Here is a 23787-nt window from a genome sequence, read left to right as displayed (position 1 = left end):
ATCTAAACATCCAAAGAAGGTGTTATACCGCGATTGTTAATAAAAAGCTAGATGACCAGACGCAAACGGGCGCGCCGCGCGCTGAGTCTGGGGTGGGTTGTGAGGATCACATAAAGAATGGGACGCCAGGCCATAAGCACCTCCGCAAGCAGATACTAACAGCATGGTGAGGGAACGTGCGATCTTCGGTCAGTCGAAAGTGCTATCCGTGAAGCGCAAATTCATACTGCGATATTGCTGAACTGGCCGCCGGGTTGGTAATTCTCGCAATCGGTTCTATAGTCGTCACAGTTTCTTAGTAACCAGGACTGACTGATGCGCTTTAACGGACTGACCAAAGGTTTCTTTATTTTCATTCTCGCCCTTGTGACCTGGGCCTTCTTCGACGTGCTGTCGCCCTACTTCTCTGCGATACTGTGGGCCGCTATTCTGACCGTCATTTTCAACCCGGTAAAAAACAAATTGCGCACCGCGCTGGGGGATCGCAACGGGCTGGCCTCGCTGCTGACGATTGGCATTATCTGCCTGATCGTCTTTATCCCGCTGATGGTGATCCTCTCCTCGCTCGCCATTGAGCTGAACGTGGTTTACACGAAGCTTCAGGAGAACAACACCCAATTCCCGGAGGTAGTGGCGAGCATCTTCAACCACTTGCCGGACTGGGCCAGCGGCTTCCTGGCGGATCACAACCTGACCAACGCGGCGCAGATCCAGAAAAAACTCTCCGACGTTGCGCTGCAGGGCGGGCAGTATCTGGCAGGCAGCGCGTTCCTGATCGGCAAAGGCACGTTTGGCTTTGCGATTAGCTTCGGCATCATGCTTTATCTGCTGTTCTTCCTGCTGAAGGATGGACCGTATCTGGTACGCCAGATCCTCGACTCCCTGCCGCTGTCTGATTTTGTTAAACAGCACCTGTTCGCCAAGTTCGTCGGCGTCTCCCGGGCGACGGTGAAAGGGACGGCGGTGGTGGCCGTCGTTCAGGGCACGCTCGGCGGGATCGCGTTTGCCATCGTGGGCATCGACGGCAGCGTGCTCTGGGGCGCGCTGATGGCGTTCCTCTCGCTGGTCCCCGCCGTCGGCTCGGCGATTGTCTGGGTGCCAGCCGCCATTTACCTGTTCGCCACGCACCAGCTCTGGCAGGGGCTGTTTATTGTTGGCTTCTTCGTGATTATTGTCGGGCTGGTGGACAATATCCTGCGCCCGCTGCTGGTGGGGAAAGACACCAAAATGCCGGACTACCTGATTCTGATCTCCACCCTCGGCGGCATGGAGCTGTACGGCATTAACGGCTTTGTGATTGGGCCGCTCATCGCCGCGCTGTTTATCGCCTGCTGGAACCTCTTCTCCGGCCGCGATCACGCGGGGAATGCCGAAGAGCTGGACGCCGAGTTCATCGAAGAGGGAAAAAACTCTCCAGATTTGTAGGGACGTGACGATAACGACCACATCAGGCGGCGCTGTGCCGCCTTTTTTTTCGCCTTAAATCATACGTTTTCTATAATTTGAAGAACGCCATCCTCTTTATGCGGTAAAAGGATCTCCAGGTGCGAATCGCGACAATAACCAACTGGGCCTACGGTGCCACGGTCTGCCTGACTATCGCCTCCGGCATTATCATGCTGATGGCCTCCGGTGCTGACACCGCCGAACGTCAGGCCATTGAACTACGTCAAAATTTTGATGAGCTTACAGAAAATATTGAAACCGACGCCTGGAAACAGTCCGATTTAGCGCGCCTGTATGTCATCAAAAAAAATCCGCAAATCCTCGATGAGTACAATGCGTCAGAGAAAAAACTGAAGAGCATCGAGCTGAAGCTGGAGAAACTGCAGGACACCGGCGCTTCAGATGACGAGCTGGCCCTGCTGCATGATGGTTTAAAAATCATTGATGCACTGCAGGATGAGCAGCAGGCGGCACTGACGAGCGCGGCCCGGGGTGAAGATGCGCAGGCCGTTGCCCTGCTCTATGGCATGCCCTACGAGCAGGAGCTTGAGCGCGCACAAACCCAAATCGATCGCTTTCGCCAGATACTCGACAAACGTGTCATTGCCTCCGTGCGGGAGGCGACGAAAAAATCGAAAGCGCTGCGCACGGCTTCTGAAGTGATGGTTGGCCTGACCGCCCTGCTGTTCTTGTTTGTGCTCGGCTTTATATTAAAACGCCGCGTGCTGCGCCCGGTGGTACGCCTGAGCGACGTGGTTCACCGTCTGGCCTCTCAGGACTTCGCCGTTGAAACGCCCAACTTTAACCAGATTGATGAGATTGGCGATATGGCCCAGGCCATCCGCATCTTTCGTGAAAACGGCCTTGCGCGACAGCGTCTGGAAAAAGAGCGCGACGCCGACTGGGCCATCCGCGAGCTGCTGGCGCGCATGACCCAGCGGCTGCAGGGGTGTGAAAACTTTGACGATGTAATCAACGTGGCGGAGCTGTTTGCGCCCAATATCGCGCCGGGGATAGCGGGCCGGCTCTACGTTTTTGACCGCGATCCGTGGCAAATGCGCTGCGTCGCCCAGTGGCTTTCACCGGCAGATGATGAGGCCACGTTCCACCCCGATGCGTGCTGGGCCGTGCGTCGCGGTCAGAGCCACCCGCCGGTTAACGGTGAACCGGATGTCGCCTGCTATCATCTCCCGGCATCACAGGTGGAAAGCGCGCTGTGCGTACCGCTTATCGCCCAGGGCGAGGCCATTGGGTTGCTCTCGTTCCAGAACATCACCCCGGAAAATGCTCCTGCACGCGCGTATCTGGAACTGATGGCCGAGGCGCTCGGACTGGCGCTGGCGAATCAGCGCCTGCGCGACGCGCTGCTGGAAAAAGCCTTGTTTGACCCGCTTACCGGCCTGCGTAATCGTCATCATCTGGAAGACACCCTGCACACGCAAATGACGCAGGCCATGCGCAACGGCGAGCCGTTAAGCTGCATGATGATCGACATCGATCACTTTAAAAGCATTAACGACCGCTTTGGTCACGAGGCTGGCGATCAGGTAATCAAAAACGTGGCGACGATTGTTCAGCGGGCCGCGCACGACGGCGGGCTGGCATTCCGCTACGGGGGCGAGGAGTTTCTGGTTCTGCTTCCCGGGGCCGGTGAAGCAGAAGCGCACGCCTGCGCGCAGAAGATTTACAACGGCGTGCATGCGCTATCGCTTCGCTACGGGCTGACCGAGATTGGGCCGGTGGATGTGTCGATTGGTATCGCCAGCTATCCAGAGCATGCTCAAAGTGACAACCTGCTGCGCGCCGCGGACGTGGCACTGTACCGGGCGAAAGAGCTGGGACGCTCGCGAATTGTGAGTTTTGGGATGCTGGAGGCGGGTTAAGAATAAGACGCTTTTTTCATGACGGAGACACCCGCGTCATTGTTCCATGGTCAGAAGATCGATCATGGCCCGGGTGACAGCCGACTGACGCCGGTGAGGTGCATAAATCAGCGAGAAAGGCCGGCTATTCGTCCGGACGGTGACCTGATCTTCACCTCAAGCAGCCTCAATGACCACTTTGCTGGCGCGGTCAAACCCGGTCATGAACGCTACGAGCTATGGCGTTTACCGCTCAGCGCTTCACCGGGCGCAAAAAAGTAACGGTGCATATGCTGAACAATCGCTAAATATGACAACGCCGCCCATCGGGTGGCGTTTTTTTTACCTGTCCATCACAGGTACATTCTTTGAGGTGAGGAAATAACGCTCAATTAAAGCGATCGTTTTTTAAACGTAAGAGAGTTTATTCAAGTAAGCGTAGCGTGCCTCAAAAAAAAGAGGTGTTGTATGTGATTGAAATCACTCTTCAGCAACCTCATAACCACTTGATTACATTGAAATTATCCCTCATTCGCGTACAGAAGTAATAGCGACGCAATAAAATACATAAACTACTGTGATAACTAAATTATAATTCATATACTTCTGTGCAAAAGTGGAGGCCATAATGCGATTAATCCTAATGCTGGTATGCTGTCTGGTTCAGAGTTTAGCCTGGGCGGGTGAACTGCCGAAACCCGCCGGAAAACCCATTTTGACGATTTACGGGAATATAGAAAATACTAACGAAGATGGAAAAGCAGTGTTTGATCTCGCAAGCCTTGAAAAACTCGGGATGGTGAGTTTCGAGACGACATCTCCCTGGTATACGGGCAGGACGAAGTTTGAGGGTGTTCCAATGAACAAACTCATGGATTATGTTGGAGCAAAGGGTTCTGTCGTTAATGTTATTGCCCTTAATGATTACGCAACCGCTATTCCTCTCAGCGATTTTAAGAAATATAACGCTATTCTTGCCTTAAAGATTAATGGCGAATATATGCGTATCCGCGATAAAGGCCCATCATTCATTGTATACCCTTATGACAGTCTTCCTGAGTTGAATAATCAAATTTATTACTCGCGTTCAGCATGGCAGGTTAGCAAAATGAAGATTGAATAGCAGTTCAGGAGAACATAATGAACAGGATACTGGTTGGTATCATTTTTTCTCTTTTTATCACGACGGGATATATTGCATTTCTTGTTTACGATCGTCAGCAAGAGCTGCAAAAACTGACTCATTACACTGAGTCCTGGTCCGTGGCTCAACTGGTATCAGAGTATTACCGATTTGAATCATGGCTTGGTCTATACGCAACCGATACCGATGACGTTACGATAGACCAGGCCCGCATGCGTCTCGAAATTATGCTCAGCCAGGGCGAGTTACTGAACGGGGGAGACTTAGGCCGCTATATTGAGAGCGATAAAACGCATCAAGAGATCGCTGCACGCCTGAAAGAAATACTGGCGTATCTGGACAGTAACCTGGAAAAAATGAGCCATGAAGAATTAAAAAAGTACCTGGCAAATATGCACCTGCTCGACGCGCCGCTCAGTCAACTGTCTTCAAGCGCATTAACCAAAGATATTAACACAATTAATGAATCTAACCATAAAATACAGATCCTATATTATATTTACTCCGTACTTTCGTTACTTCTGGTGATATTAAGCTTTATTCTGGGATTCTTAATGATCTATCAGAATAAAAATATTCTTAAAGCCCACATGCAGGTTAAAACCCTCGCTGACGAACTACAGCGGTCAAAAGAAACGCTGCAAATACAGAATTCGAAGCTGGAATATGATGTGTATCATGACTCCCTTACCGGCATGAAAAACCGTCTATTCTTCTGGGACGATCTCAATAAAATTACCCTTCAGGCAGATAAAAACCATACCCCTGTCACGGTGATGTTATTTGATTTAGACCGGTTCAAAGAGGTCAACGATACCTATGGCCATGACGCCGGCGATTTACTGTTGAATCAGGTATCCCGACGGCTTACCTCAATGAGTAACGCGACGGATACGTTTTACCGCCTGGGCGGTGACGAATTTGCACTTCTCTCCAGCGGCCTGACCGAGAACGCAGCGGTTTTGCGCGCCAAAGAGATCAGCGCTCACATCAGTCTGCCCTATACGATCAATAACCAGCTGATAAAAATTGCCACCTGTGTAGGTATCGTTTTATCTGATAATGAGCGGCGCTCGGATTATCTCTATAAATTTGCCGATCTGGCCCTCTACGAAGCCAAAAAAGAGGGCTCACAGCAGATAAAAGTCTTCCGTCAATGGATGCTGCAGAAGCTGCAGGAAAGCAGAACCCTTGAGCATGATATGGCTCTCGCGATCAGCAACCATGAATTCGTTGTTTATTACCAGCCTATTGTCGATTCATTCAGCAATGAAATTTACGGCTATGAAGCGCTTATTCGCTGGATACACCCGGTAAAGGGGATTTTGTCGCCTGATTACTTTATTTCTGTTGCTGAAAAAACAGGAATGATCAATGAGATTGGCAAAAATGTGCTTGAACTTGCCTGCCGGGAGGCGGTTTCCTGGGCGGTTCCGGCCAGAATCTCGGTAAACGTTTCACCTGTTCAACTGGGGACTAAATCATTTACTGCAATGGTTCAGTCCATCCTGAAAGAGACAGGTCTGCCGGCCAGCCGCCTTGAGCTGGAAGTTACGGAGTCATCGCTCTTTAGTGACAGCAACACGCCGCTCACTATTCTCAAAAAGCTCAGATCGCTGGGGGTAAAAATCTCCATTGATGATTTCGGAACGGGTTATTCCTCGCTCTCGAGGCTGAGTGAACTCAATTTTGATAAAATTAAAATTGATAAATCCTTTGTGAATCCGATATCCACCCAAGACGACGCGCTTAATATCGTTAAACTGATAACCGGCATGGCGAAGAGCCTGAATATGCGGGTCATTGCAGAAGGTGTGGAAACCGAAGCGCAGCTTGAACGGCTTCAGGCGCTGGGCTGCGATCTCGTGCAGGGCTATCTGTTCGGAAAGCCACAGGCTGAAATCGATAAAAATATAAAAAACGGTACAGTGTGATCTTACCGGGATCACACTTTTCAGCCTTGGGTATACACATACAATGACCAGGTGTTATCATTCACCCCGTAAATACCTTTCAACTCAATCCGAGGCTTTGATGCTGGAGAATGTAATCATCCGATAATCAGCTCCCCGACCTTTTCAGGCCGGACTGATTATCAATGCGCCGAAATCGAATGCGGACACCGCTGTGTGTTTGCACGTTTTGCACATGATGATTAAACAGGTTTTCCAGTATGAATTTATCCCGTCAGGAACAGCGTACCTTACACGTTCTCGCCAAAGGTGGCCGTATTGTGCACGTCCGCGATACGTCCGGCCGCGTCACCGCCGTTGAATGTTACAGCCGCGAAGGGCTATTGCTCAGCGACTGCACGCTCGCCGTCTTCAAAAAGCTCAAAACCAAAAAGCTGATTAAATCCGTTAACGGTCAGCCCTACCGTATCAATACTACCGGGCTGAACAACGTCCGTGCCCAGCCTGATAATCGTTAAGGAGAGGATGATGGATATCCCACGCATATTTACTGTTAGCGAAAGCGAACACCGCATTCATAACCCCTTCACGCCAGAAAAGTACGCCACGCTCGGGCGCGTGTTACGCATGAAGCCAGGCGCGCGCCTGCTCGATCTCGGCAGCGGTTCGGGAGAGATGCTTTGCACCTGGGCACGCGATCACGGGATTTCCGGTATTGGCATCGACATGAGCCCGCTCTTTACCGCGCAGGCAACGCGGCGCGCAGAGGCGCTCGGCGTCAGCGAACGCGTCCATTTTGTGCATAACGACGCGGCTGGCTACGTGGCTGATGAACAATGCGACGTGGCGGCCTGTGTTGGCGCCACATGGATTGCTGGCGGCGTCGCCGGGACAATGGACCTGCTGGCACAAAGCCTTAAGCCCGGGGGAATCATGCTCATCGGTGAACCTTACTGGCGACAGGTTCCCGCAACGGAGGAGATAGCTCGGGCTTGCGGCGTCTCGTCCACCGCAGACTTTCTCACCCTGCCCGACCTTGTCGCGTCTTTCGATCGCCAGGGCTATGACCTGGTTGAAATGGTGCTGGCAGATCAGGAAGGCTGGGACAGATACGAAGCCGCGAAATGGATGACCCTGCGCCGCTGGCTGGATCAAAACCCCGACGATGATTTTGCACAGGAGGTGCGCACGGAGCTGACGGTAGCGCCTAAGCGCCATGTGGCTTACACAAGGGAATATATTGGCTGGGGCGTGTTTGCGTTAATTGCACGATAGTAGGGAGTGCCGGTATAGCCTTTTGGGGCTATACCGGCCTTAAGCATGAAGCGCTCAGCATTGTGAACGCTGCGCTACGCCTGGCATGAAAAAACTTTTATCATTGCTTTTTCCGTTACCGCATTCACAGGCGCTTTATGGACACCCCTTCTTTTCTCTATTTATTGCTTTTCCCGGCCAAAAAGATGATGAAAGTGGGTAAAGCCAATAATATCTATAACCGCATTCAGTGGCTAAAACGGGTCTGGGGCGATGTGGATTATGCCCATTCTTACCGCATTGCGTTACCGCAGTCCGAGGTCTTTAAGCTGGAAAAAATGCTGCATTTTCTTTTGGCCAAATATCAAACGGGCATTGATGCCGGCGACGGCTATACCGAGCTGTTTTCCATTGAGGCGCTGGAGCCCGCCATTAAGCATATTCATTACGTCATTGAGCATGGGGTCATTGATGCTCAGCTCCTTCAGGGAATCGAAAAGCCACAGCTTCGGCCCGGCAAAAGCGCGGCGCATCGCCACGCGAAAATGAAAAAGCGGTCAGATACTATGATTAACAACGTTGTCAGGGTGACGGAACAGTTCAGCAGGATAAATCGTTTACTGCTTATCTTGCTATTTAAGCAGCACCGCCTTCGTTATCAATATGACATTGAAGGTAATACCATACTGTTTCGGATAGCAGACAACCGTACTGACCAACGCGATGCTCACAAAATAATGCGCATGTTCAGCTTTTTTATTGAAGACTTCAGATACTTGGGCGGGACCAACTACTGCTCGGGGGTCTTTGGTGAAGGCACGGTCACGCAATACAACGTGGAGTTGATTTCAGGCGACCCTGACGCACATCCTCTGGTGGCCTATCTCGCCTCGCAAACAGAGCGCTTGTTTAATAAATTGCCATCGCGATCGGCGTTATTAATGGAAGATCTGCCGATACTGGAATCGAGCCGAATCCTGCGTAGGGTATTACAGAGTGATGACGAGGATTAAGTTGCTTATGCGGCGACACTTAATGCTATTCAAGGGCAAGACGACATACTGTCATCAAGACAGATGCCCTCTGGTGAATCCTGTATCGCGCTGTGGGAAGTCATGGATTATAGGTACGCCAGTTATATCTGGTGCTAGAAATCGCCGCTGAGGGCTTCTGGTGAAGCGTAGAAGGGATTGATGGGACTGCATGCGCTGGTGTGGAAAAAGATACGCATCTATGACCGCCAGGACGGGAGAATTTCGCCAGGTGAGGGTAGATCTTCTACCCGTTGTGGTAACGTCGCCGTGGTGGCTTTGCATCTGCTGGTGAATAGAAAAATATGCTTTAATGGCGTTTAATGCTCTGGCAGGATCAAAGGCCTGAAACCTGAAGTTGTGGGGTGACCAGACAAACTCATCCAAAATCCTTGAACAAGTAAACTCACCTCAAATCCTCCCGAATGCTATCCTTCTGTTGATCAAATCGCTGTTGTATACCCCGCTTCACGCCAACGCGCCGAAAAGCAATACCTGACCAAAAAAGCCAAGTACTTATAAGATACAATATGTTAAATTGCTGTGCAATTAGTGAACAGATGCACTTCAAAACATCAAGTTATCTCCCTTGCGTCAGCCCAAAGCAGCATTGAGTAACTGCACTCCTTGTTGCAGTGAGGCGTGTCGCTGAAGGCATCACGTAGCGATATTTGGCGAAGAAAAGTGCTTTTCACCGAGAGCCTGGGCTGATGGTCTAGCAGATCACCAACAGAGCCGGGGATATTTTGAACAGGAGAATGTAAACTGGAAGGATAAAGGAACGGGACACCCACAGTGGCGGGTTGTGAAAGTATTTCCTGTTATCTTCGACTTTATTGCACGTAAAATGACCAGACACATTTTGGGAAGGAGTCTTTAATGGATATTGCGCTGCTCAACAGGGGCTGGAACAGAACATGGTCAGATACCATGGTAAATCTGGAAGCCCGGAAACTCGTCGAAACTGCAAATCGGCTATCAGCATTCTATTTGCAAGATGGGATAACACGTATCAAGTTTGTCGAAGAGATAAGGCAGGTCGTAGAGAAAGAATTTGTAACTGCACGACGGGCCAAAACCGATGAAGAATGCATTGCATGCATCAAAAATCTGCGTGCCGAAACAGATAATCTGCAAGAACAAGAACGCCTGTTAAGAACCAGAGCCGCCCAACTTTATGCAAAGGTCGAGTTTGTCAGGGAAAACAATAAAATCGTCGGATACGTTATTTCGGCAATCCATATAGTGGTATCTGGAGCAGCATTATTTGGTGGGATGGTTATGATGTCCACTATGACCCCTGTTGGAGTTCTTGCAGGAGCAGTTTTATTTGTTGATGGTATTAACGGTATAACAAAAGAAGCAAGCCATCTTCGCTATGGTGAACAATCCAAATCGGAAGGGATTTTTGCTGATGGCGCAATGGAGACCGCACAATTTATGGGGTTTAGCCCAAAAAGTGGATTAGCTCTTTATAATACGGTGACTCTAGGGGCGAGTGTCTATAGTATCTTCGGCTTAGCAAGGAAACCCGGAGCTTGGCGATTATTCCGTTGGCTGCCGCGTGATTACTACCGAAAAGTTGACACAATGAGCAAGCCTAAGCTAACGATGAAAATCGCTGGATATGGTGTCAAAGCGAAAGTCATTTTTGATCTTCTGGCTACTGATAACAGTACTAATTAAGATTTGTTCGCTCTACAGAATCGCCAAGATTTATAAGCAAGTACAGGCGGTTGTATAAAAATTGCAACCGCTGCGCCACAAGAAAGGCCAATAGCACCAGAGAAAACACTCTGCTCAGATGCGAACATCACAAGAAAAATGAATACAGCAAGGCAACCGGATACAACCCACACGGCTAGAATAAATCGCCTGGCCAGGTCCCTGATTGCATTCCCCAACGTTCCACCATAGCTTTCAACGTTGTTCTTTATTTTCTTCAAATCCGATGGTGTAAAGCCAGAACTCAACAAAGCCTCATCAGTAACATCCATATTGTCCTCTCCGCATTTCTTAACTGGCAATGGCACACATAATCATAATGATGAACTTTACAGTAATCCATATGATGTTTGCGCAATGTATCAGATTTCAGACAATAGAAGCCATAAAGCCCCGTTAGTGATAAGAAGACAAGCGGAGCGTAGCGACTTCATCTGGCCAACCTAGTTGGTTTCGCTTTGCGAAAGTCACCAGTGACCAAATCAGATTGTCAGAGGGATCACACCTTATCAGGGTGCTCATGTACCTTTCGGAGCGTGAGCGAAGCGCTGGCAGAGCCGGATCTGTAGCTACCGGAGCATTACCACTATTCACCTGTTTACGCAGCCACAAGGCCGCATATCGGGCTTGAATGCGTGTGATCAATCTGTTTCGGGAGGTTTTAGAGACATTGGCAGCGTCATCAGCTTCGAGTTGATAGCGGTTCGTGGGGACTGTTCACGCTTTGTACCTGTTCGAGCTTTACAACTACAGGCCGCTACGTGCTCACATCCCTGAGTAGCCACTGTTAACCATAGCGGCAACTGTTGGTCATAGAATCCCTTAAAAAAAGATTATACCTTGAGAGCGATAATCGCCTTAACTCATTGTTTTTATAGGATTTTGTTGTGTGAGTGCCGATAATAGGAGTCGAACCTACGACCTTCGCATTACCGAAACTCGCGTAACCACATGAGTTTGTGAGGTTAGATTGTAGGACGCATTTGTAGTAGGTGCTACATGATGAAGTAGTCTTACTCCAAAGACCTTAAACTCTTTTACAGCTCTCTCCTGATGACATTTAGATTTTACTTTACGCGAGAACAGAACTCTTCCCAGCGAGCGACCAAAGCAATTTTATCAAGTGACAGCACTGTTTGAATTACGTGTCCTTCAAAATCGAGGTAGCTATCAATTGCTCGCTTACTAAAATGAATCGTGAGGGTTTCCGGGTTGACTGCCATATCACCGCGATCAAAAACAGCATGAAGGTCTTTTCGAAGAGCAATCCCATTAGCTACCTTCATCGCACCACCATTACTATGCGGGTGTATATGCGCAGCATCCAAGGCGGCACGATACTCAACACCAGTTACAGCACACACATTCAAGGAATTCAGCAATACTGCATTACGGAAGCGAGCCTGGCCGAAGCGACTATATGTGTTATAGGTCTTACTCATTGAGCTATTCACCATATCCCGTATCTGATCGGGATGTAGCTCGAAATCAGCTTGATCAACCTGACTCGGTTTTAAGTGAGGGTGGCTTCCTGCTGATCCTCTAACCTCGTTGTAAGTCGAGTAAAGCTCTCCTCTCGTCATTGCTTCGATTCGTGCGGGCTGATAGCCCTCTTTAATCAAGCGACGATAAGCACTTCGGTAGTCTTGTTGGGACTTTTCAGAAAGTAAAACACCGCCTTTTCCATCAAATGAAATTAACCAGAAATCTTCTTGGTTACTGACCTTATTCTTACATGCCTTCAAGTGCCAGCCACCATCTCTCGCCCAATCAGCTCGCTGATTACTATGATTGGTCGTGTCATACCCTAAACTATTGAGCCAGCTATAAAATGAAGTAAAACCCAAATTCTGAACTTCTGAAGAAGGAATACGCACAACTTGTAGTGTGTGGCGCGGTTTTAAGAGTGGAGCGGATTCGTTCAATGGTTTTTTCCTAAGGTTAAATACTGCCGTTACTCACTCAAACTGGAAATGCAACTGCGTTCAAATTCCGAAAGGACAAATGGATATCAGTCACTTTCAAAGCCACCCCATCAAGTTTATGTTATATATGACTTTTATTACACTTGCTTTGACTTAGCCTTGAAAAAAACGCCACCGTAACGCCTACGTAATGCACCTGAATTTTGGTGTTTCATTCACTCTTATAGAAACAAAAGGCTGATGAAACGGTAAAATATTAGCACCCAATAAACACTGATCATCCATACAGCATCAGAATTCTTAAACTTATACTTGCTCTACCTTCTCAGTTTGTCCCATCGCACCGCTGACACAATGCCCCAATTGCCACTGGCATTAGGCCTACGCCACTTTGCGGTCTCCATGCTACGTAGATACTCAAGTGCTTCGGAAAAGGTGCCAAAACGCTTCTGAGCCGCTTTATCACCTACGCCAAACGAACCATCACGGGTGCTCGCCAAACCGGGGTGAAAACAGGAACCATCGGCTGCGTATGGAACCAACAGTTCCGGATCGTTATCTTCAGATGAGTCAGACACTAACAACTGCCACGGCTCAACACTGAGAGCATTAGCCAGCACCTCAATCGCATCCAAAGACGCATTAGAACCGCCACGTTCAATGCGGCTCATATAGCTACGAGCAAACCCACACCGATCGGCAAAGGCTTCCTGGCTCATTCCGGTGGCAATGCGCAACTCTTTTACCCGTTGTCCAAACAGTTTTCTCAGGGTCATTTTCATGCCCTGAATTTGCGCAGATGTCCACTAAAGAGCCACGCACTAATAGTGACATTTTGAATTAATGCGTTATCATGCGGTTAAAATCACCGCTGGGGTGGATTCTGAGGGATAACAACATGTCAAAAATACGGCTTAGTAAGCCCGGCTTTTCAGCCAAGTCTGCGCTGACCATTATGTTAATCGCTGCGTCATTTGCATCTTATGCAGCAGAAAGCATCGATCAACTGGCAACCCGTATTGGGATGGATCACTTTCGGGAAGCGATTAAGAATGGTGACCGTAACGCCTTTAAAACCCTACCGGCAAAAGGCTATAAAAACGGCTTAACCGGGTTACTACTTAAAACGAATACCTACGTTAACCCCGAATACAGCTTTGCTGATTGCGATACGGACACCGTTATTATCTCGGTGCAAGAACACAAAACGCTCCCCGGTTGCCGTATATCTCTAAAGCTAGCGACTAAAGATGCTGACGGTAGCTATCACGATAATGGCATTCGCATCGAATACGGTATTGCCACCGGCTCAAAAAAGTTTGTCGCCAACAACTCAATGTGGGCACAACATGCCATCAGCGGTGATAAAGTGTTAGAAGGTGCTATCCACCCGGATAAAACAAATAACCATAAAGATCAAATATGCATGGGTATGGCTCAATTTACTGCAAACGTAACCGAAGGCCGAAACGGAGGAATGACCAAAGCAGACTATTATCAGCGTCTCGATAATATGAATGGCAAGTCCGAAGTCACTCCTCAGATGATTATACTCTATAAGACTTTCGTTGACTACGTATATGAACACCCGAAACAAGATGCTCAGGTTTCAGCAGCATTTATTTATACTAACTGCCTGAAAAATATATATAAAAACCACATTTAATAACTTTGATATTTTAGCTTCCAGTATTCTGTGCGTAAATGCGGTTAATTTCAGTCTTCAACATTCAAAAAAATTAGCATCGACGTAGCAGCAATACTGGAAGTAATTCAAATATCTAGATTCAAAATTATTACCAATCGAACCTGAGCTACCGAATTAAAATTTAATCGAAGGGCATAGACAAAAACTTCTACTGCCAAATAATTCAAAATCAACAATCACAAGGCTTCGGTGTGGAAATTAGTTCAAACATCCCAGTTGAACTAAAGCGCGTAATCATTTTCACGCCCCCAAAACCAAGAGTTCCTTCCGTCGCATAGCAATATTCAAATAATAGAATGTCCTCGATACCATCACTATTAAAGTCTGCACGGGTTACCTCAATGAGTTGCTGCCCCATACTACTCGATTCTATACAAAGCAGATTTTGAGATACTCTCTTTATAGTTAGAGTCCCATCATCAACCTTATCTTGATAGCTTATATTGGATTCGATTGAGTCATCGACATCACCAAGATTAGGGAAGAGATAAAATGGCATCAATGAAAGGTCAATAACGCTAACTCTTGGATTTGCAACAAAACTTTTTCCAGGACTATCAGCTGCTTCAAGCGCGCTAAGAAGCTCACATTGATGCTCAAACCACGAAGCCATCTTCATGTCGAAAGTAGTTTTTGCATAAAATCCTTGCGATAGTGCCTCATCGTATTCCCTACAAGTGCTAACAAAACGCTCGACATCGTCGTCATTAGTGAGGGTTACACCGTTTATATGATTATTTTCACCTAATCGAACGGACCGATCGCGTAATGTTTCTATATCCGCTCTGGAAACAACAGTGATTTCATCTTCATCCGTAAATTGCATTCCTTGAAGAAGTTCAAAAATGGCCTCTGGCTCTTCTCTGTATTGCTCCAATACTTGAGCGATTTCCACGGCCGTAAGCTCTCCACGCTCAAGGCACTGTTGCAAGAGAATTAGCGCGCGCCCTCGAATTTTTCTATGCTCAATTATTTTCAAATTCTCAACAATATCTGCTTTTTTTGATGTAGCCACCCCTATAAAAAAGTGGGTATGAGCTAGATCAAACACTTCTGCTGATTCTTGGAGGTTAGCACCGGGACGACATGGAAGCAGGTTTTCCCATCCCAAGAGGTCGAAATCCTGTGATAAGTTGAGTTTCCTTAGGGTATCAGATTGTAATTCTGGATTAGAATTGAGCGTCTCAGGGATAATGTGATCGATATGAAAATTACTGATATCCAACAGTTCACGCGTGTATGCACATTTTTTTGAATGTGCGAGCCAAATAGCTTCTCGTTGAGCTGCTGTGAAGGACTGTTTTGACATGTTTTAAATTCCAAGCAATTCGTTGATGTGCAAATAATAAATGCAGTCACCAGATAGTTAAAGGCAGCGATTGACATCAGATAAAAATAAAGCAGTGCAAGTCAACACTACTTGAAATGACATTTACTCCAGCAACGTAGCTATAGTAGCTCTAGAAACGCCATATTCTCGTGCTAACGCACTGACACTAGTTCCGCTATTCTTTTTCTCAACAATCGCGTCACGGGCTTCAGGGGCGATTTTCGACGGTCTTCCCAGCTTCTTTCCTTCGGCTTTTGCCCGCGACAAACCCGCCTGGGTCCGCTCAACCAAGAGGTCACGTTCCATCTCCGCAACCGCTGCTAGCATCGACAACAGAAGCTTACCCGCTGCGGAGGTGAGATCAGTCTTGCCAAGCTGGTGGACAATAACCTTGATATTACGCTCGGCCATCGCCCTGACAGTCTGGAGAACATCAATCGCATCGCGTCCCAGTCGGTCGAGTTTGGCAACAACCAGCGTTTCACCATCGCGGATTTTGCTGAGCATTTCGGAAAACGCTTTGCGTTGCAGCGCAGGAACCTTCCCGCTAACAACATCAGTAAACCAAAAGTCGAAAGTCCATCCAGCTTGCTCAAGTTCCAAACGCTGGTTCTCAGTATCCTGCTGCGATGTCGAAACGCGCCCGTAGCCAAAAATCGCCATAGTTATCTCCTCATCCGGCCCCTGCCAGAAAACGGTGTCAACTTAGGATGGCCTGCCAGAAAAGCCAAGGCTAATTTTCCAACAGTGTGAAAGTCTGCGATCGAAAGATGCCAGAAAACGGTCGTTTGTTGGCATGAAAAAACAACAAAATGTAACGTATTCTGATGATCTTAAATGATCAACGATAAGGATGGCTATCATTCTGGAATAGCACTTCCTCTATGGAAAAACTAACCTTCAAAATATCTCGCAGCATCTCCTTTGCTTTTTTCAATAATTCATTTTGTTTTTTAAGCTCATCAAGAACATATTCCGCAGTATCTCTATCACTCCAATCAATATAAACATCATCGTAATCACGAGAGAAATCATCAAATTCAGAGCTAGGCCAATAAAACTTCTCACCTTTTTTTATAGCACTCTCGACATCATTATACATTTTATCCATGTCAACCGACTGCTGGTAACCTTTTGGAAGCTTCACTACAATTTTACGCTGCCCGCCTTCGTGCCCCCACTTAATACAATTCGTCATGAAATGTAAAAAATCCATTTTTCCCATATACAGAGAACTACAGCAGCATGCCAAATTCGGATCTATTATTTTCAGCCCCTCATATAGTTCATAACTAAGGTCAATAAACATATTCGTGGCAAGTTCGACTTCCTGCATGTGATTGTTAAATGAGTTAATGATAGAAAAGGCACTTTCATTATCACCATATTCATTAATCTCAGTCAGTATCTCCTGAGTCACATCGTCCAAGGCTTGTAAACAAAAATACAATTTAGTTAAGGAACGACAAGCCTTTTTCCTTTTGTCAAACGGAACGCCAACGAGCTTCCCTCCCACTTTTTGGCATATAAAGACGACTATCTTTCCTACAACATCTGCACCTGAAATCATCCTTTCCTCCAATAGAATCTTTATCCCAATGAATTTTAACCCTGATTTCAACCATTTCTAGTTAAACTTAGATCATTACTTATAGTAACCGGTAATGATGCTTTGCAGTCACAGATTCGAAATGTTACTATCAGAAAACATTTCGAGGTTTTGGTATACAGACGCTTACTCGGAATGGCGTATCAACAAGGCCCTGCTGCTAGCGGAGCCGGGGTTTAAAGCGGGCGCACCGTTACCCACTGGTCTGGTTCCGAAAGGCGGCGTATGCCAGGGTGCGTGAGGTTGTGTAAGGTGCTGAGTCTTGGACTTGCACAGCCAATAAGAATAGCGAGTTATCATGTTTTGCAAAGGGCTTACATCGTGAGCCTTTTTTAAAGCAGAGTAGCTCACATCGCCGATCCAAGCAGGGACCCAGAAAAGAGGTTACAACTCTGGAAGCCTGATTAGCCAAGTGCCTCACTGCAAAACATCGCATTGGCCCTTAGGGCTAGTTTCGCTCCCCAGAAAAGAGGTTTAATAAAACATATAAAACAAAACAGGAAGTTAAGAAGAAAATACAACTCAAGAACCAAGTTCTTGTTGTCTTGAGGTTTCAGCTTAGAACCCACCAGAACCCCCAACTCACTCGACAAAAGCTACCGAAAAAATTGTCGTGCCGAAAAGTAGATCTCCTAGGTTTGGAAGCGACTCTCAAAGGCGTTGCGTTCAAAAACTTCGGTGGCGACAAAGTCATCCTTATACTTGCACTATAAACGTTGTTGAAAAATCCTCCCCCGCATAGTTGAATAAACCACTTCACAATGATATCCACTACCTTGATAAAAAATGTGCCACGAGGCGACTAACAACGCTTTACAGTCTCTTACGCATAACGCTCTTGCTTTTGTTTAAGCATAATTAGCACTTCTAAACTACGTGAAACCCAATCGGCACTCCCCATGAACATTAAATCATTTAGCTTTTTAATTTTGCTTAGCGTCCCACTCGCAACTATCGCAGCCGATACAGAAGAAATCAGCCAAAAACTTGATGATGGTTATCGCTACGCATGTAACGCCACCCAAACAGGCGAGGCGGCTAGCGCGTCCTATAAACTTGAAAATTATAGAACGCTATTCACTGGCACTTCTGCCGTAACAGGCTTCAGCCAGATTATGCACGGTGAGATAGACGGTATTGTGGCTGGTTTTTTTAAAAAGGGAATGATCCAAGGGAACACTAGCACCGCTGCATGTGAAACTCCGCAAGACTTGCTGGCAACAACCACACGAGAAGTATACATCCGGCAGGTAAAATTAACTCTGGCATCTAATTTTGATGACGTTCGCTTTAGCCAATATGCAACTCAGGCTTACCCAATATTTGATTCGATACTTGCCGGAAAAATTAGCGAAGAAGAAGCCATTAGTTCAATAAATAAGATTGCGAATAATGCCATCATTAACAATGAAGATGCTGGTGCCGTCAGTAATGCAACCAATGCCATGAAGGCCGTCGCAAAAGTTCTCGTATCCATCAGAAACGATAAGGATCTTGAACAATTCTTTTCGGACTATATGAAGAATCACAAGTAGCCTTATCGAAGGTTGCAACTCTGGGCTTTCTGATAAACAACAGCTTCACCAGTTGCTCTATGAGAGCGCCGCGAATTCTGCACCATGATTTGACTACCTTCTTTAAAAACTCGCCAGAGAGCCTTACAGCGCGTTTGAACCGCATATCGCGGCTTCTGCTTACGGATGACTGTCTGATTAGTGGTAGCTTGATGGCCCAGTCCAGTTTACTTTATTGCTATCAACCAAGAGCCGCCCAAGGGCGACACGGAGATAACGCTTGAGAACCGTCGAGATACTGCAATACACCTTACGCAAAGGCAGCGGCGCCACTTTTCATGCCATCATGCAGGAAATCAGCGTTCCCCTACACCAGCGCCACGGGATCGATGTCGTGTCGTTTGGTAACTCGCTTCATGCCCCAGATTGCTACTATCTGATTCGCGCCTTTGACAGTGCTGAAAGCATGGCTACGATTCTTGAAACTTTTTACGCAAGCGATGACTGGCGCAGCGGCCCACGTGAAGACATCATTGGCAGCATAGAAACCAGCATTAAAACAGTGATGAATCTACCGCTGGAAAGCGTGGAAGGTCTGCGGGTGCAATCATAGGTCATCAAGTCTCACCAAACGCGTTTTGAGCGTCTCCAAATTCAGCACTATGAAATCCACCACCCTTAATAAAAAACGCGCCAGAACCATTCTGAGCGCGTTAGAGTAAGAGAAAAAGTCAGGCTATTGCGGTTCTTTCCGCGATTTATTGCTCTGCTTAATCCGTAGCGCATCAGCTACCGCATCGACACCATCTTCGCAAACGAATGGTGCAACTTCTGGTAGCCCTAACGTAACGCTCTCAAGCACAGCATAGAGGGCCGCTGGTGGATGATCTTTGCTATATCGGTTCTCCGTCTCGCCAGAACCGCGGATATGTCCAACAAACTGCGCACGCGTCTCGCTGTCGATTCCTGCTTGTTTGAGCCTGGTAGAAAACGTGTGACGGAATGAATGGAAAGATTTTTTGCTATCTTTTTCAAAGCCTAACCGTTTTTTGAGCAACGAGCGATTAAACCAGTCCGAAGCTTTATCGCCATATCCTTTTACAGGGTGGTAAGGAAGCTCTGGAAATAAACGCGCATGACCTGCTTTCTTCAATGCTTCGCAATAGCGGATTAATCCAAGTTTTATCAATGTCGGATGCAACGGTATTTTTCTTCGTGAATTAATCGTTTTCAGTGACTGATCGGCCCGATCGTTGCTGATTTCAAAGAAATAAAACCCGGTCGCATCCTGCTTAATATCATCTAGATAAAGTTGGCATAACTCATTAATCCTTGCTCCGGTAAAGAATCCGATGAGTGGCAACCAGTAATGAAATGCACGGTAATGATGGAAGCGTCCCTCGCTATTTCTATCCACAGTCCCACGTTTAAACCAAGGGCAGTTAAAAATAGCGCGCAAATCCTCATCAGTGAAATCAGCTTTGAAGTCCTGATCCATCTTTTCATTTTCTACAGGTGCGAAGAATTGATTCGCTGGGGACTTAATAAAAATACCTTCTCCATCAGCCCACCTGAAAGCTTCGAAGATAACACGCATATATTTACGAACGGTGTTATCGCTCATTAGAGAGTCGCCATTCTCTTTTGCTTTAACCACCAGCTCATGAATGTCATTGATTTTATATCGGATTTTAGCCAAATCACGCCGTGCAGGTATCGACCTTAGTAAGCTCTCATACTCACGGAGATAGTCACGATCTACTTTTATAAGCTTTGGATCACCCATGACTTCAACCAATAGGCTAAAACCTTCCCGAACTCGATTCTCTGCCTTTTCCGTGAATTTCCCCCCGCGCTTGTAGCGAATATATTTTTCACATAGCTCGCTCATTTTCACTGAGTAGTATTTACGATTTACATATTCATTATCCGGTATTAATGAAGGCGATAATACAGGGGTAATTGCTTTTGGTCTCTCAGGCATGATTGGAGAAACTGCGGTGCTATGTGACAGCCAAAATAATCGTAAGCGCTCGGCTTGCACACGATGAATCATTAGTGAACCTGGCGAGATTTCGACACCGGGAAAGTCAACGAACCATGCGGCTTTGGATGAAGCCTCTGAGGATTTAAATGCGGTTTCTGCATCCAGCGGCTCGCCAGCGATAATCTGACGTAATATACGTGAAGTAACCAAAGGCTGGATATAACCGTTCAGAGAACCTCTGATCCCGATGTTAATGGCACTATCGATGATAAATCCAGAAGCCTCAGGATCATCCTTATCAACGAGTGAAAGATCTTCTACATAGTAGGCAGGACGCCCATCAGCAAGCCAAAACAGCGGGATATTCGTATCAAGTAGTCGCTGCGCCACTTGTTGCAGGGAAGCGCTCGTTAAACCGCAAAATTCAGCGAGGCTGACCATTCCTTCTCCAGCCAAACCAGGCGCACTGCTTAACAACTTTTCTCTATCCAATTTTTGATACTCACCCAGACATCGCTGCCAGACAACCAATAGACCTGCGGCAATCGCTCGCGCTTTTCTGATGTCGTTTGTTTCTGTTGAAGCGTGAATCTCACGCTGTCCCGTGTAGAGACGGTATCGGGCGGGAACTGCAATACGGACAACATAAATACCGCTGCTACGGCGATACAGATTATCACGTTGAGCCATCGGCTGTATGACCTCTATGTAGTAGAGGCTACGCGATTTCACTCTGAATGAATTTAATGTTAATTAAATCAATAAAATATAAGTGACTGGTGCCGATAATAGGAGTCGAACCTACGACCTTCGCATTACGAATGCGCTGCTCTACCAACTGAGCTATATCGGCCCTTAGAGGCCGGTTACGAGTGTAACCACGGGGCAAAAGGTTAGATCTAACCGGGTGATGCGTCAATGCCCTTTTGAATCAAACGGCTATTTTTGCATCACCCTTGACTATTTACGCACGAATCGTATCGTCACCGAAGCCGATCCACTTATAGGTGGTCAGCGCTTCAAGGCCCATCGGACCGCGCGCGTGCAGTTTCTGCGTGCTGACCGCCACTTCTGCGCCAAGTCCGAACTGGCCACCGTCCGTGAAACGGGTGGAGGCGTTCACATATACCGCAGAGGAATCCACTTCATTCACAAAGCGATCGGCATTGCGCAGCGTACGCGTCAGGATCGCGTCAGAATGCTGCGTGCCGTGTTCACGAATGTGCGCAATAGCGTCGTCGAGATCCGCAACCACCTTCACGTTCAGATCCAGCGACAGGAACTCGTCGTCGTACTGCTCCGCTTTTACGGGAACCACGCTAGCCGGGCCACCCTGGAGCAGCGCGAGAGCATTGGTATCAGCGTGCAGCGTCACCCCGCTCTCCACCATCTGCTTGCTCAGAGCAGGCAGGAAAGCGCTCGCAATCCCCTGGTGCACCAGCAGCGTTTCCACGGTGTTACAGGTGCTTGGACGCTGGGTTTTGGCGTTGACGATAATCTTCAGCGCAGGCTCAATTTCGGCGCTGTCGTCCACCACGATATGGCATACGCCGATGCCGCCCGTGATGACCGGAATGGTCGACTGCTCACGGCACAGCTTGTGCAGGCCCGCGCCACCGCGTGGGATCAGCATGTCGATGTATTTGTCCATGCGCAGCATCTCGTTGACCAGCGCGCGGTCAGGGCTCTCAATCGCCTGCACGGCCCCCGCCGGCAAGCCGCACTCTTCCAGCGCCTGCTGGATGACTTTCACCGTCGCGGCGTTGGTGCGCCAGGTCTCTTTCCCACCGCGCAGAATTGCGGCATTACCGGTTTTCAGGCACAGGGAAGCGACGTCAACCGTCACGTTTGGACGGGCTTCATAAATCACGCCGATGACGCCGAGCGGCACGCGGCGACGCTCCAGACGTAAACCGCTGTCGAGCAGCCCACCGTCAATCACCTGCCCTACCGGGTCGGCCAGATTACAAACCTGACGAACATCGTCGGCGATACTTTTAAGACGAGCCGGGTTCAGCGCCAGGCGGTCGAGCATCGCTTCGCTCAGGCCGTTTCGACGCGCTTCCAGCAGATCCTGCTCGTTGGCAAGCAAAATGTCCTGAGACTGTGCTTCCAGATAATCAGCGATTTTTTCCAGCACGCGGTTTTTCTCGCGGCTGGAAAGGAGCGCCAGTTTGTAAGAGGCGGCCTTCGCGGCTGCGCCCATTTGTTCCAGCATGTTCTGGCTCCTTAACGAATAATCATGTCATCGCGATGCACGGCAACCGGGCCATATTCATAGCCCAGAATAGCGTCGATCTGCTGCGAGTGGTGGCCCGCAATGCGGCGCAGGGCATCGCTGTTATAGCGGCTTACGCCATGCGCGATGTCGCGACCTTCCAGGTTACGGATGCGGATCACTTCACCACGGGAGAAGTTGCCTGTCACGCTTTTAATTCCTTTAGGAAGCAATGAACTCCCTCGTTCCAGAATCGCCGCAGTTGCCCCTTCATCAACGGTGAGTTCACCGGCAGGCGGCGCGCCAAAGATCCAGCGCTTGCGGTTCTCCAGCGGGGATTCCTGGGCGTGGAAGCGGGTGCCGACGGAAATGCCTTCCATCACGTCGCCAATCACGCCAGGGCGGCTGCCCGCGGCAATGATGGTGTCGATACCGGCGCGGCACGCCACGTCGGCGGCCTGCAGCTTGGTCCCCATCCCGCCCGTTCCGAGGCCGGACACGCTGTCACCGGCGATGGCGCGCAGCGCATCGTCGATACCATGAACATCGGTAATCAGCTCGGCTTCCGGGTTGGAGCGCGGGTCGGCGGTGAACAGCCCCTGCTGATCGGTCAGAAGCAGGAGTTTATCGGCCCCGGCCAGAATGGCGGCCAGCGCAGAGAGGTTATCGTTATCGCCCACTTTTATTTCAGCGGTGGCAACGGCATCGTTTTCGTTGATAACGGGAACAATATTGTTGTCCAGCAGTGCGCGCAGGGTATCGCGGGCGTTCAGGAAGCGCTCCCGGTCTTCCATATCCGCACGCGTCAGCAGCATCTGCCCGACGTGAATACCGTAGATAGAGAACAGCTGTTCCCAGAGTTGAATGAGTCGGCTTTGTCCCACGGCGGCCAGCAGCTGTTTAGAGGCGATCGTCGCGGGGAGTTCGGGATAACCCAGGTGTTCACGCCCGGCGGCAATCGCCCCGGAGGTCACAATCACAATACGGTGCCCTGCGGCATGCAGCTGAGCGCACTGGCGTACAAGCTCAACAATGTGGGCGCGATTTAGGCGGCGCGATCCGCCTGTTAACACACTGGTACCGAGTTTTACCACCAGCGTCTGGCTGTCACTCATGATTCT

At 48.5% G+C, this 23787-nt stretch carries 21 protein-coding genes and 1 tRNA gene; 12 read left to right on the top strand and 10 right to left on the bottom strand.

Going from position 1 to position 23787, the window contains the following annotated elements; translation table 11 throughout:
• Window positions 1–315 precede the first annotated feature (315 nt).
• The 9 genes from IM295_RS00325 to IM295_RS00285 all read left to right on the top strand — a co-directional run bounded on the left by IM295_RS00325 (window position 316) and on the right by IM295_RS00285 (window position 10336).
• Entirely contained in the window at window positions 316–1425 is a 1110-nt protein-coding gene (locus IM295_RS00325) for an AI-2E family transporter (RefSeq protein ID WP_193066068.1), read from the top strand.
• Between the two features lie 119 nt (window positions 1426–1544).
• Window positions 1545–3329: a diguanylate cyclase gene (locus IM295_RS00320; RefSeq protein WP_193066067.1), complete on the top strand. Its 1785-nt coding sequence runs from the start codon at window positions 1545–1547 to the stop codon at window positions 3327–3329.
• A gap of 18 nt (window positions 3330–3347) precedes the next feature.
• Window positions 3348–3590: a hypothetical protein gene (locus IM295_RS23245; RefSeq protein WP_186434915.1), complete on the top strand. Its 243-nt coding sequence runs from the start codon at window positions 3348–3350 to the stop codon at window positions 3588–3590.
• 346 nt (window positions 3591–3936) lie between these two features.
• On the top strand, window positions 3937–4431 hold the full coding sequence (locus tag IM295_RS00310; protein ID WP_028012099.1) for a molybdopterin-dependent oxidoreductase: 495 nt from the start codon (window positions 3937–3939) through the stop codon (window positions 4429–4431).
• 17 nt (window positions 4432–4448) lie between these two features.
• Window positions 4449–6386, top strand: coding sequence for a bifunctional diguanylate cyclase/phosphodiesterase (locus IM295_RS00305; RefSeq protein ID WP_048959116.1), 1938 nt, complete (start codon window positions 4449–4451; stop codon window positions 6384–6386).
• 239 nt (window positions 6387–6625) lie between these two features.
• Window positions 6626–6883 (top strand): YjhX family toxin, encoded by a 258-nt coding sequence (locus IM295_RS00300; protein WP_028012097.1) that lies wholly within the window; start codon window positions 6626–6628, stop codon window positions 6881–6883.
• Between the two features lie 10 nt (window positions 6884–6893).
• A complete protein-coding gene (locus IM295_RS00295; RefSeq protein ID WP_193066101.1) occupies window positions 6894–7640 on the top strand; it encodes a cyclopropane-fatty-acyl-phospholipid synthase family protein in 747 nt (248 codons plus the stop codon).
• Between the two features lie 137 nt (window positions 7641–7777).
• On the top strand, window positions 7778–8632 hold the full coding sequence (locus tag IM295_RS00290; protein ID WP_193066066.1) for a GIY-YIG nuclease family protein: 855 nt from the start codon (window positions 7778–7780) through the stop codon (window positions 8630–8632).
• Between the two features lie 897 nt (window positions 8633–9529).
• The gene (locus IM295_RS00285; RefSeq protein ID WP_193066065.1) at window positions 9530–10336 is read left to right on the top strand and encodes a DUF4225 domain-containing protein; all 807 of its coding nucleotides are present in this window, start codon (window positions 9530–9532) and stop codon (window positions 10334–10336) included.
• Here IM295_RS00285 and IM295_RS00280 read toward each other — a convergent pair.
• The 3 genes from IM295_RS00280 to IM295_RS00270 form a co-directional block, all read right to left on the bottom strand.
• Window positions 10333–10647 carry a hypothetical protein gene (locus IM295_RS00280; RefSeq protein ID WP_015673660.1) on the bottom strand — a complete coding sequence of 105 codons (315 nt, stop codon included), beginning with the start codon at window positions 10645–10647 and terminating at the stop codon, window positions 10333–10335. The genes IM295_RS00285 and IM295_RS00280 overlap by 4 nt on opposite strands.
• A gap of 795 nt (window positions 10648–11442) precedes the next feature.
• On the bottom strand, window positions 11443–12300 hold the full coding sequence (locus IM295_RS00275) for an HNH endonuclease (protein ID WP_116603510.1): 858 nt from the start codon (window positions 12298–12300) through the stop codon (window positions 11443–11445).
• Window positions 12301–12617: 317 nt separating this feature from the next.
• A complete protein-coding gene (locus tag IM295_RS00270) occupies window positions 12618–13076 on the bottom strand; it encodes a helix-turn-helix domain-containing protein (RefSeq protein ID WP_193066064.1) in 459 nt (152 codons plus the stop codon).
• Between the two features lie 122 nt (window positions 13077–13198).
• Between IM295_RS00270 and IM295_RS00265 the strand changes: the two genes are divergently transcribed.
• Window positions 13199–13966, top strand: a complete 768-nt coding sequence (locus IM295_RS00265) for a hypothetical protein (protein ID WP_193066063.1) — start codon at window positions 13199–13201, stop codon at window positions 13964–13966.
• 211 nt (window positions 13967–14177) lie between these two features.
• Here IM295_RS00265 and IM295_RS00260 read toward each other — a convergent pair whose 3' ends face one another.
• The 3 genes from IM295_RS00260 to IM295_RS00250 all read right to left on the bottom strand — a co-directional run bounded on the left by IM295_RS00260 (window position 14178) and on the right by IM295_RS00250 (window position 16908).
• The gene (locus tag IM295_RS00260; protein ID WP_193066062.1) at window positions 14178–15317 is read right to left on the bottom strand and encodes a hypothetical protein; all 1140 of its coding nucleotides are present in this window, start codon (window positions 15315–15317) and stop codon (window positions 14178–14180) included.
• A 123-nt stretch (window positions 15318–15440) separates the two neighbouring features.
• A complete protein-coding gene (locus IM295_RS00255) occupies window positions 15441–16001 on the bottom strand; it encodes a recombinase family protein (protein WP_193066061.1) in 561 nt (186 codons plus the stop codon).
• A 178-nt stretch (window positions 16002–16179) separates the two neighbouring features.
• Window positions 16180–16908 (bottom strand): hypothetical protein, encoded by a 729-nt coding sequence (locus tag IM295_RS00250; protein WP_193066060.1) that lies wholly within the window; start codon window positions 16906–16908, stop codon window positions 16180–16182.
• A gap of 938 nt (window positions 16909–17846) precedes the next feature.
• Between IM295_RS00250 and IM295_RS00245 the strand changes: the two genes are divergently transcribed.
• Together IM295_RS00245 and IM295_RS00240 are read left to right on the top strand one after the other, a co-directional pair.
• Window positions 17847–18482, top strand: coding sequence for a hypothetical protein (locus IM295_RS00245; RefSeq protein ID WP_193066059.1), 636 nt, complete (start codon window positions 17847–17849; stop codon window positions 18480–18482).
• A gap of 259 nt (window positions 18483–18741) precedes the next feature.
• A complete protein-coding gene (locus IM295_RS00240) occupies window positions 18742–19074 on the top strand; it encodes an NIPSNAP family protein (protein ID WP_193066058.1) in 333 nt (110 codons plus the stop codon).
• Between the two features lie 123 nt (window positions 19075–19197).
• On the opposite strand, the gene IM295_RS00235 is transcribed toward IM295_RS00240, so the two are convergent.
• The 4 genes from IM295_RS00235 to proB form a co-directional block, all read right to left on the bottom strand.
• Window positions 19198–21138 carry a site-specific integrase gene (locus IM295_RS00235; RefSeq protein WP_193066057.1) on the bottom strand — a complete coding sequence of 647 codons (1941 nt, stop codon included), beginning with the start codon at window positions 21136–21138 and terminating at the stop codon, window positions 19198–19200.
• A gap of 87 nt (window positions 21139–21225) precedes the next feature.
• Window positions 21226–21301, bottom strand: a tRNA-Thr gene (locus tag IM295_RS00230).
• Window positions 21302–21412: 111 nt separating this feature from the next.
• Complete coding sequence (proA, locus tag IM295_RS00225) at window positions 21413–22666, bottom strand: glutamate-5-semialdehyde dehydrogenase (RefSeq protein WP_193066056.1); 1254 nt, start codon at window positions 22664–22666, stop codon at window positions 21413–21415.
• An 11-nt stretch (window positions 22667–22677) separates the two neighbouring features.
• Complete coding sequence (proB, locus tag IM295_RS00220) at window positions 22678–23781, bottom strand: glutamate 5-kinase (protein WP_014882684.1); 1104 nt, start codon at window positions 23779–23781, stop codon at window positions 22678–22680.
• Window positions 23782–23787: the final 6 nt, after the last annotated feature.

Origin of the sequence: Enterobacter cloacae complex sp. P14RS (assembly GCF_014895895.1) — a bacterium.
Classification (GTDB): domain Bacteria; phylum Pseudomonadota; class Gammaproteobacteria; order Enterobacterales; family Enterobacteriaceae; genus Enterobacter; species Enterobacter bugandensis.
This window is presented reverse-complemented; position numbering and strand designations above follow the sequence as displayed.

Coding starts and splice junctions, on each gene's coding strand:
- IM295_RS00325 (WP_193066068.1), top strand. CDS start 316: ATGCGCTTTAACGGACTGACCAAAGGTTTCTTTATTTTCATTCTCGCC.
- IM295_RS23245 (WP_186434915.1), top strand. CDS start 3,348: ATGACGGAGACACCCGCGTCATTGTTCCATGGTCAGAAGATCGATCAT.
- IM295_RS00310 (WP_028012099.1), top strand. CDS start 3,937: ATGCGATTAATCCTAATGCTGGTATGCTGTCTGGTTCAGAGTTTAGCC.
- IM295_RS00305 (WP_048959116.1), top strand. CDS start 4,449: ATGAACAGGATACTGGTTGGTATCATTTTTTCTCTTTTTATCACGACG.
- IM295_RS00300 (WP_028012097.1), top strand. CDS start 6,626: ATGAATTTATCCCGTCAGGAACAGCGTACCTTACACGTTCTCGCCAAA.
- IM295_RS00295 (WP_193066101.1), top strand. CDS start 6,894: ATGGATATCCCACGCATATTTACTGTTAGCGAAAGCGAACACCGCATT.
- IM295_RS00290 (WP_193066066.1), top strand. CDS start 7,778: ATGGACACCCCTTCTTTTCTCTATTTATTGCTTTTCCCGGCCAAAAAG.
- IM295_RS00285 (WP_193066065.1), top strand. CDS start 9,530: ATGGATATTGCGCTGCTCAACAGGGGCTGGAACAGAACATGGTCAGAT.
- IM295_RS00280 (WP_015673660.1), bottom strand. CDS start 10,647: ATGGATGTTACTGATGAGGCTTTGTTGAGTTCTGGCTTTACACCATCG.
- IM295_RS00270 (WP_193066064.1), bottom strand. CDS start 13,076: ATGACCCTGAGAAAACTGTTTGGACAACGGGTAAAAGAGTTGCGCATT.
- IM295_RS00265 (WP_193066063.1), top strand. CDS start 13,199: ATGTCAAAAATACGGCTTAGTAAGCCCGGCTTTTCAGCCAAGTCTGCG.
- IM295_RS00260 (WP_193066062.1), bottom strand. CDS start 15,317: ATGTCAAAACAGTCCTTCACAGCAGCTCAACGAGAAGCTATTTGGCTC.
- IM295_RS00255 (WP_193066061.1), bottom strand. CDS start 16,001: ATGGCGATTTTTGGCTACGGGCGCGTTTCGACATCGCAGCAGGATACT.
- IM295_RS00250 (WP_193066060.1), bottom strand. CDS start 16,908: ATGATTTCAGGTGCAGATGTTGTAGGAAAGATAGTCGTCTTTATATGC.
- IM295_RS00245 (WP_193066059.1), top strand. CDS start 17,847: ATGAACATTAAATCATTTAGCTTTTTAATTTTGCTTAGCGTCCCACTC.
- IM295_RS00235 (WP_193066057.1), bottom strand. CDS start 21,138: ATGGCTCAACGTGATAATCTGTATCGCCGTAGCAGCGGTATTTATGTT.
- proA (WP_193066056.1), bottom strand. CDS start 22,666: ATGCTGGAACAAATGGGCGCAGCCGCGAAGGCCGCCTCTTACAAACTG.
- proB (WP_014882684.1), bottom strand. CDS start 23,781: ATGAGTGACAGCCAGACGCTGGTGGTAAAACTCGGTACCAGTGTGTTA.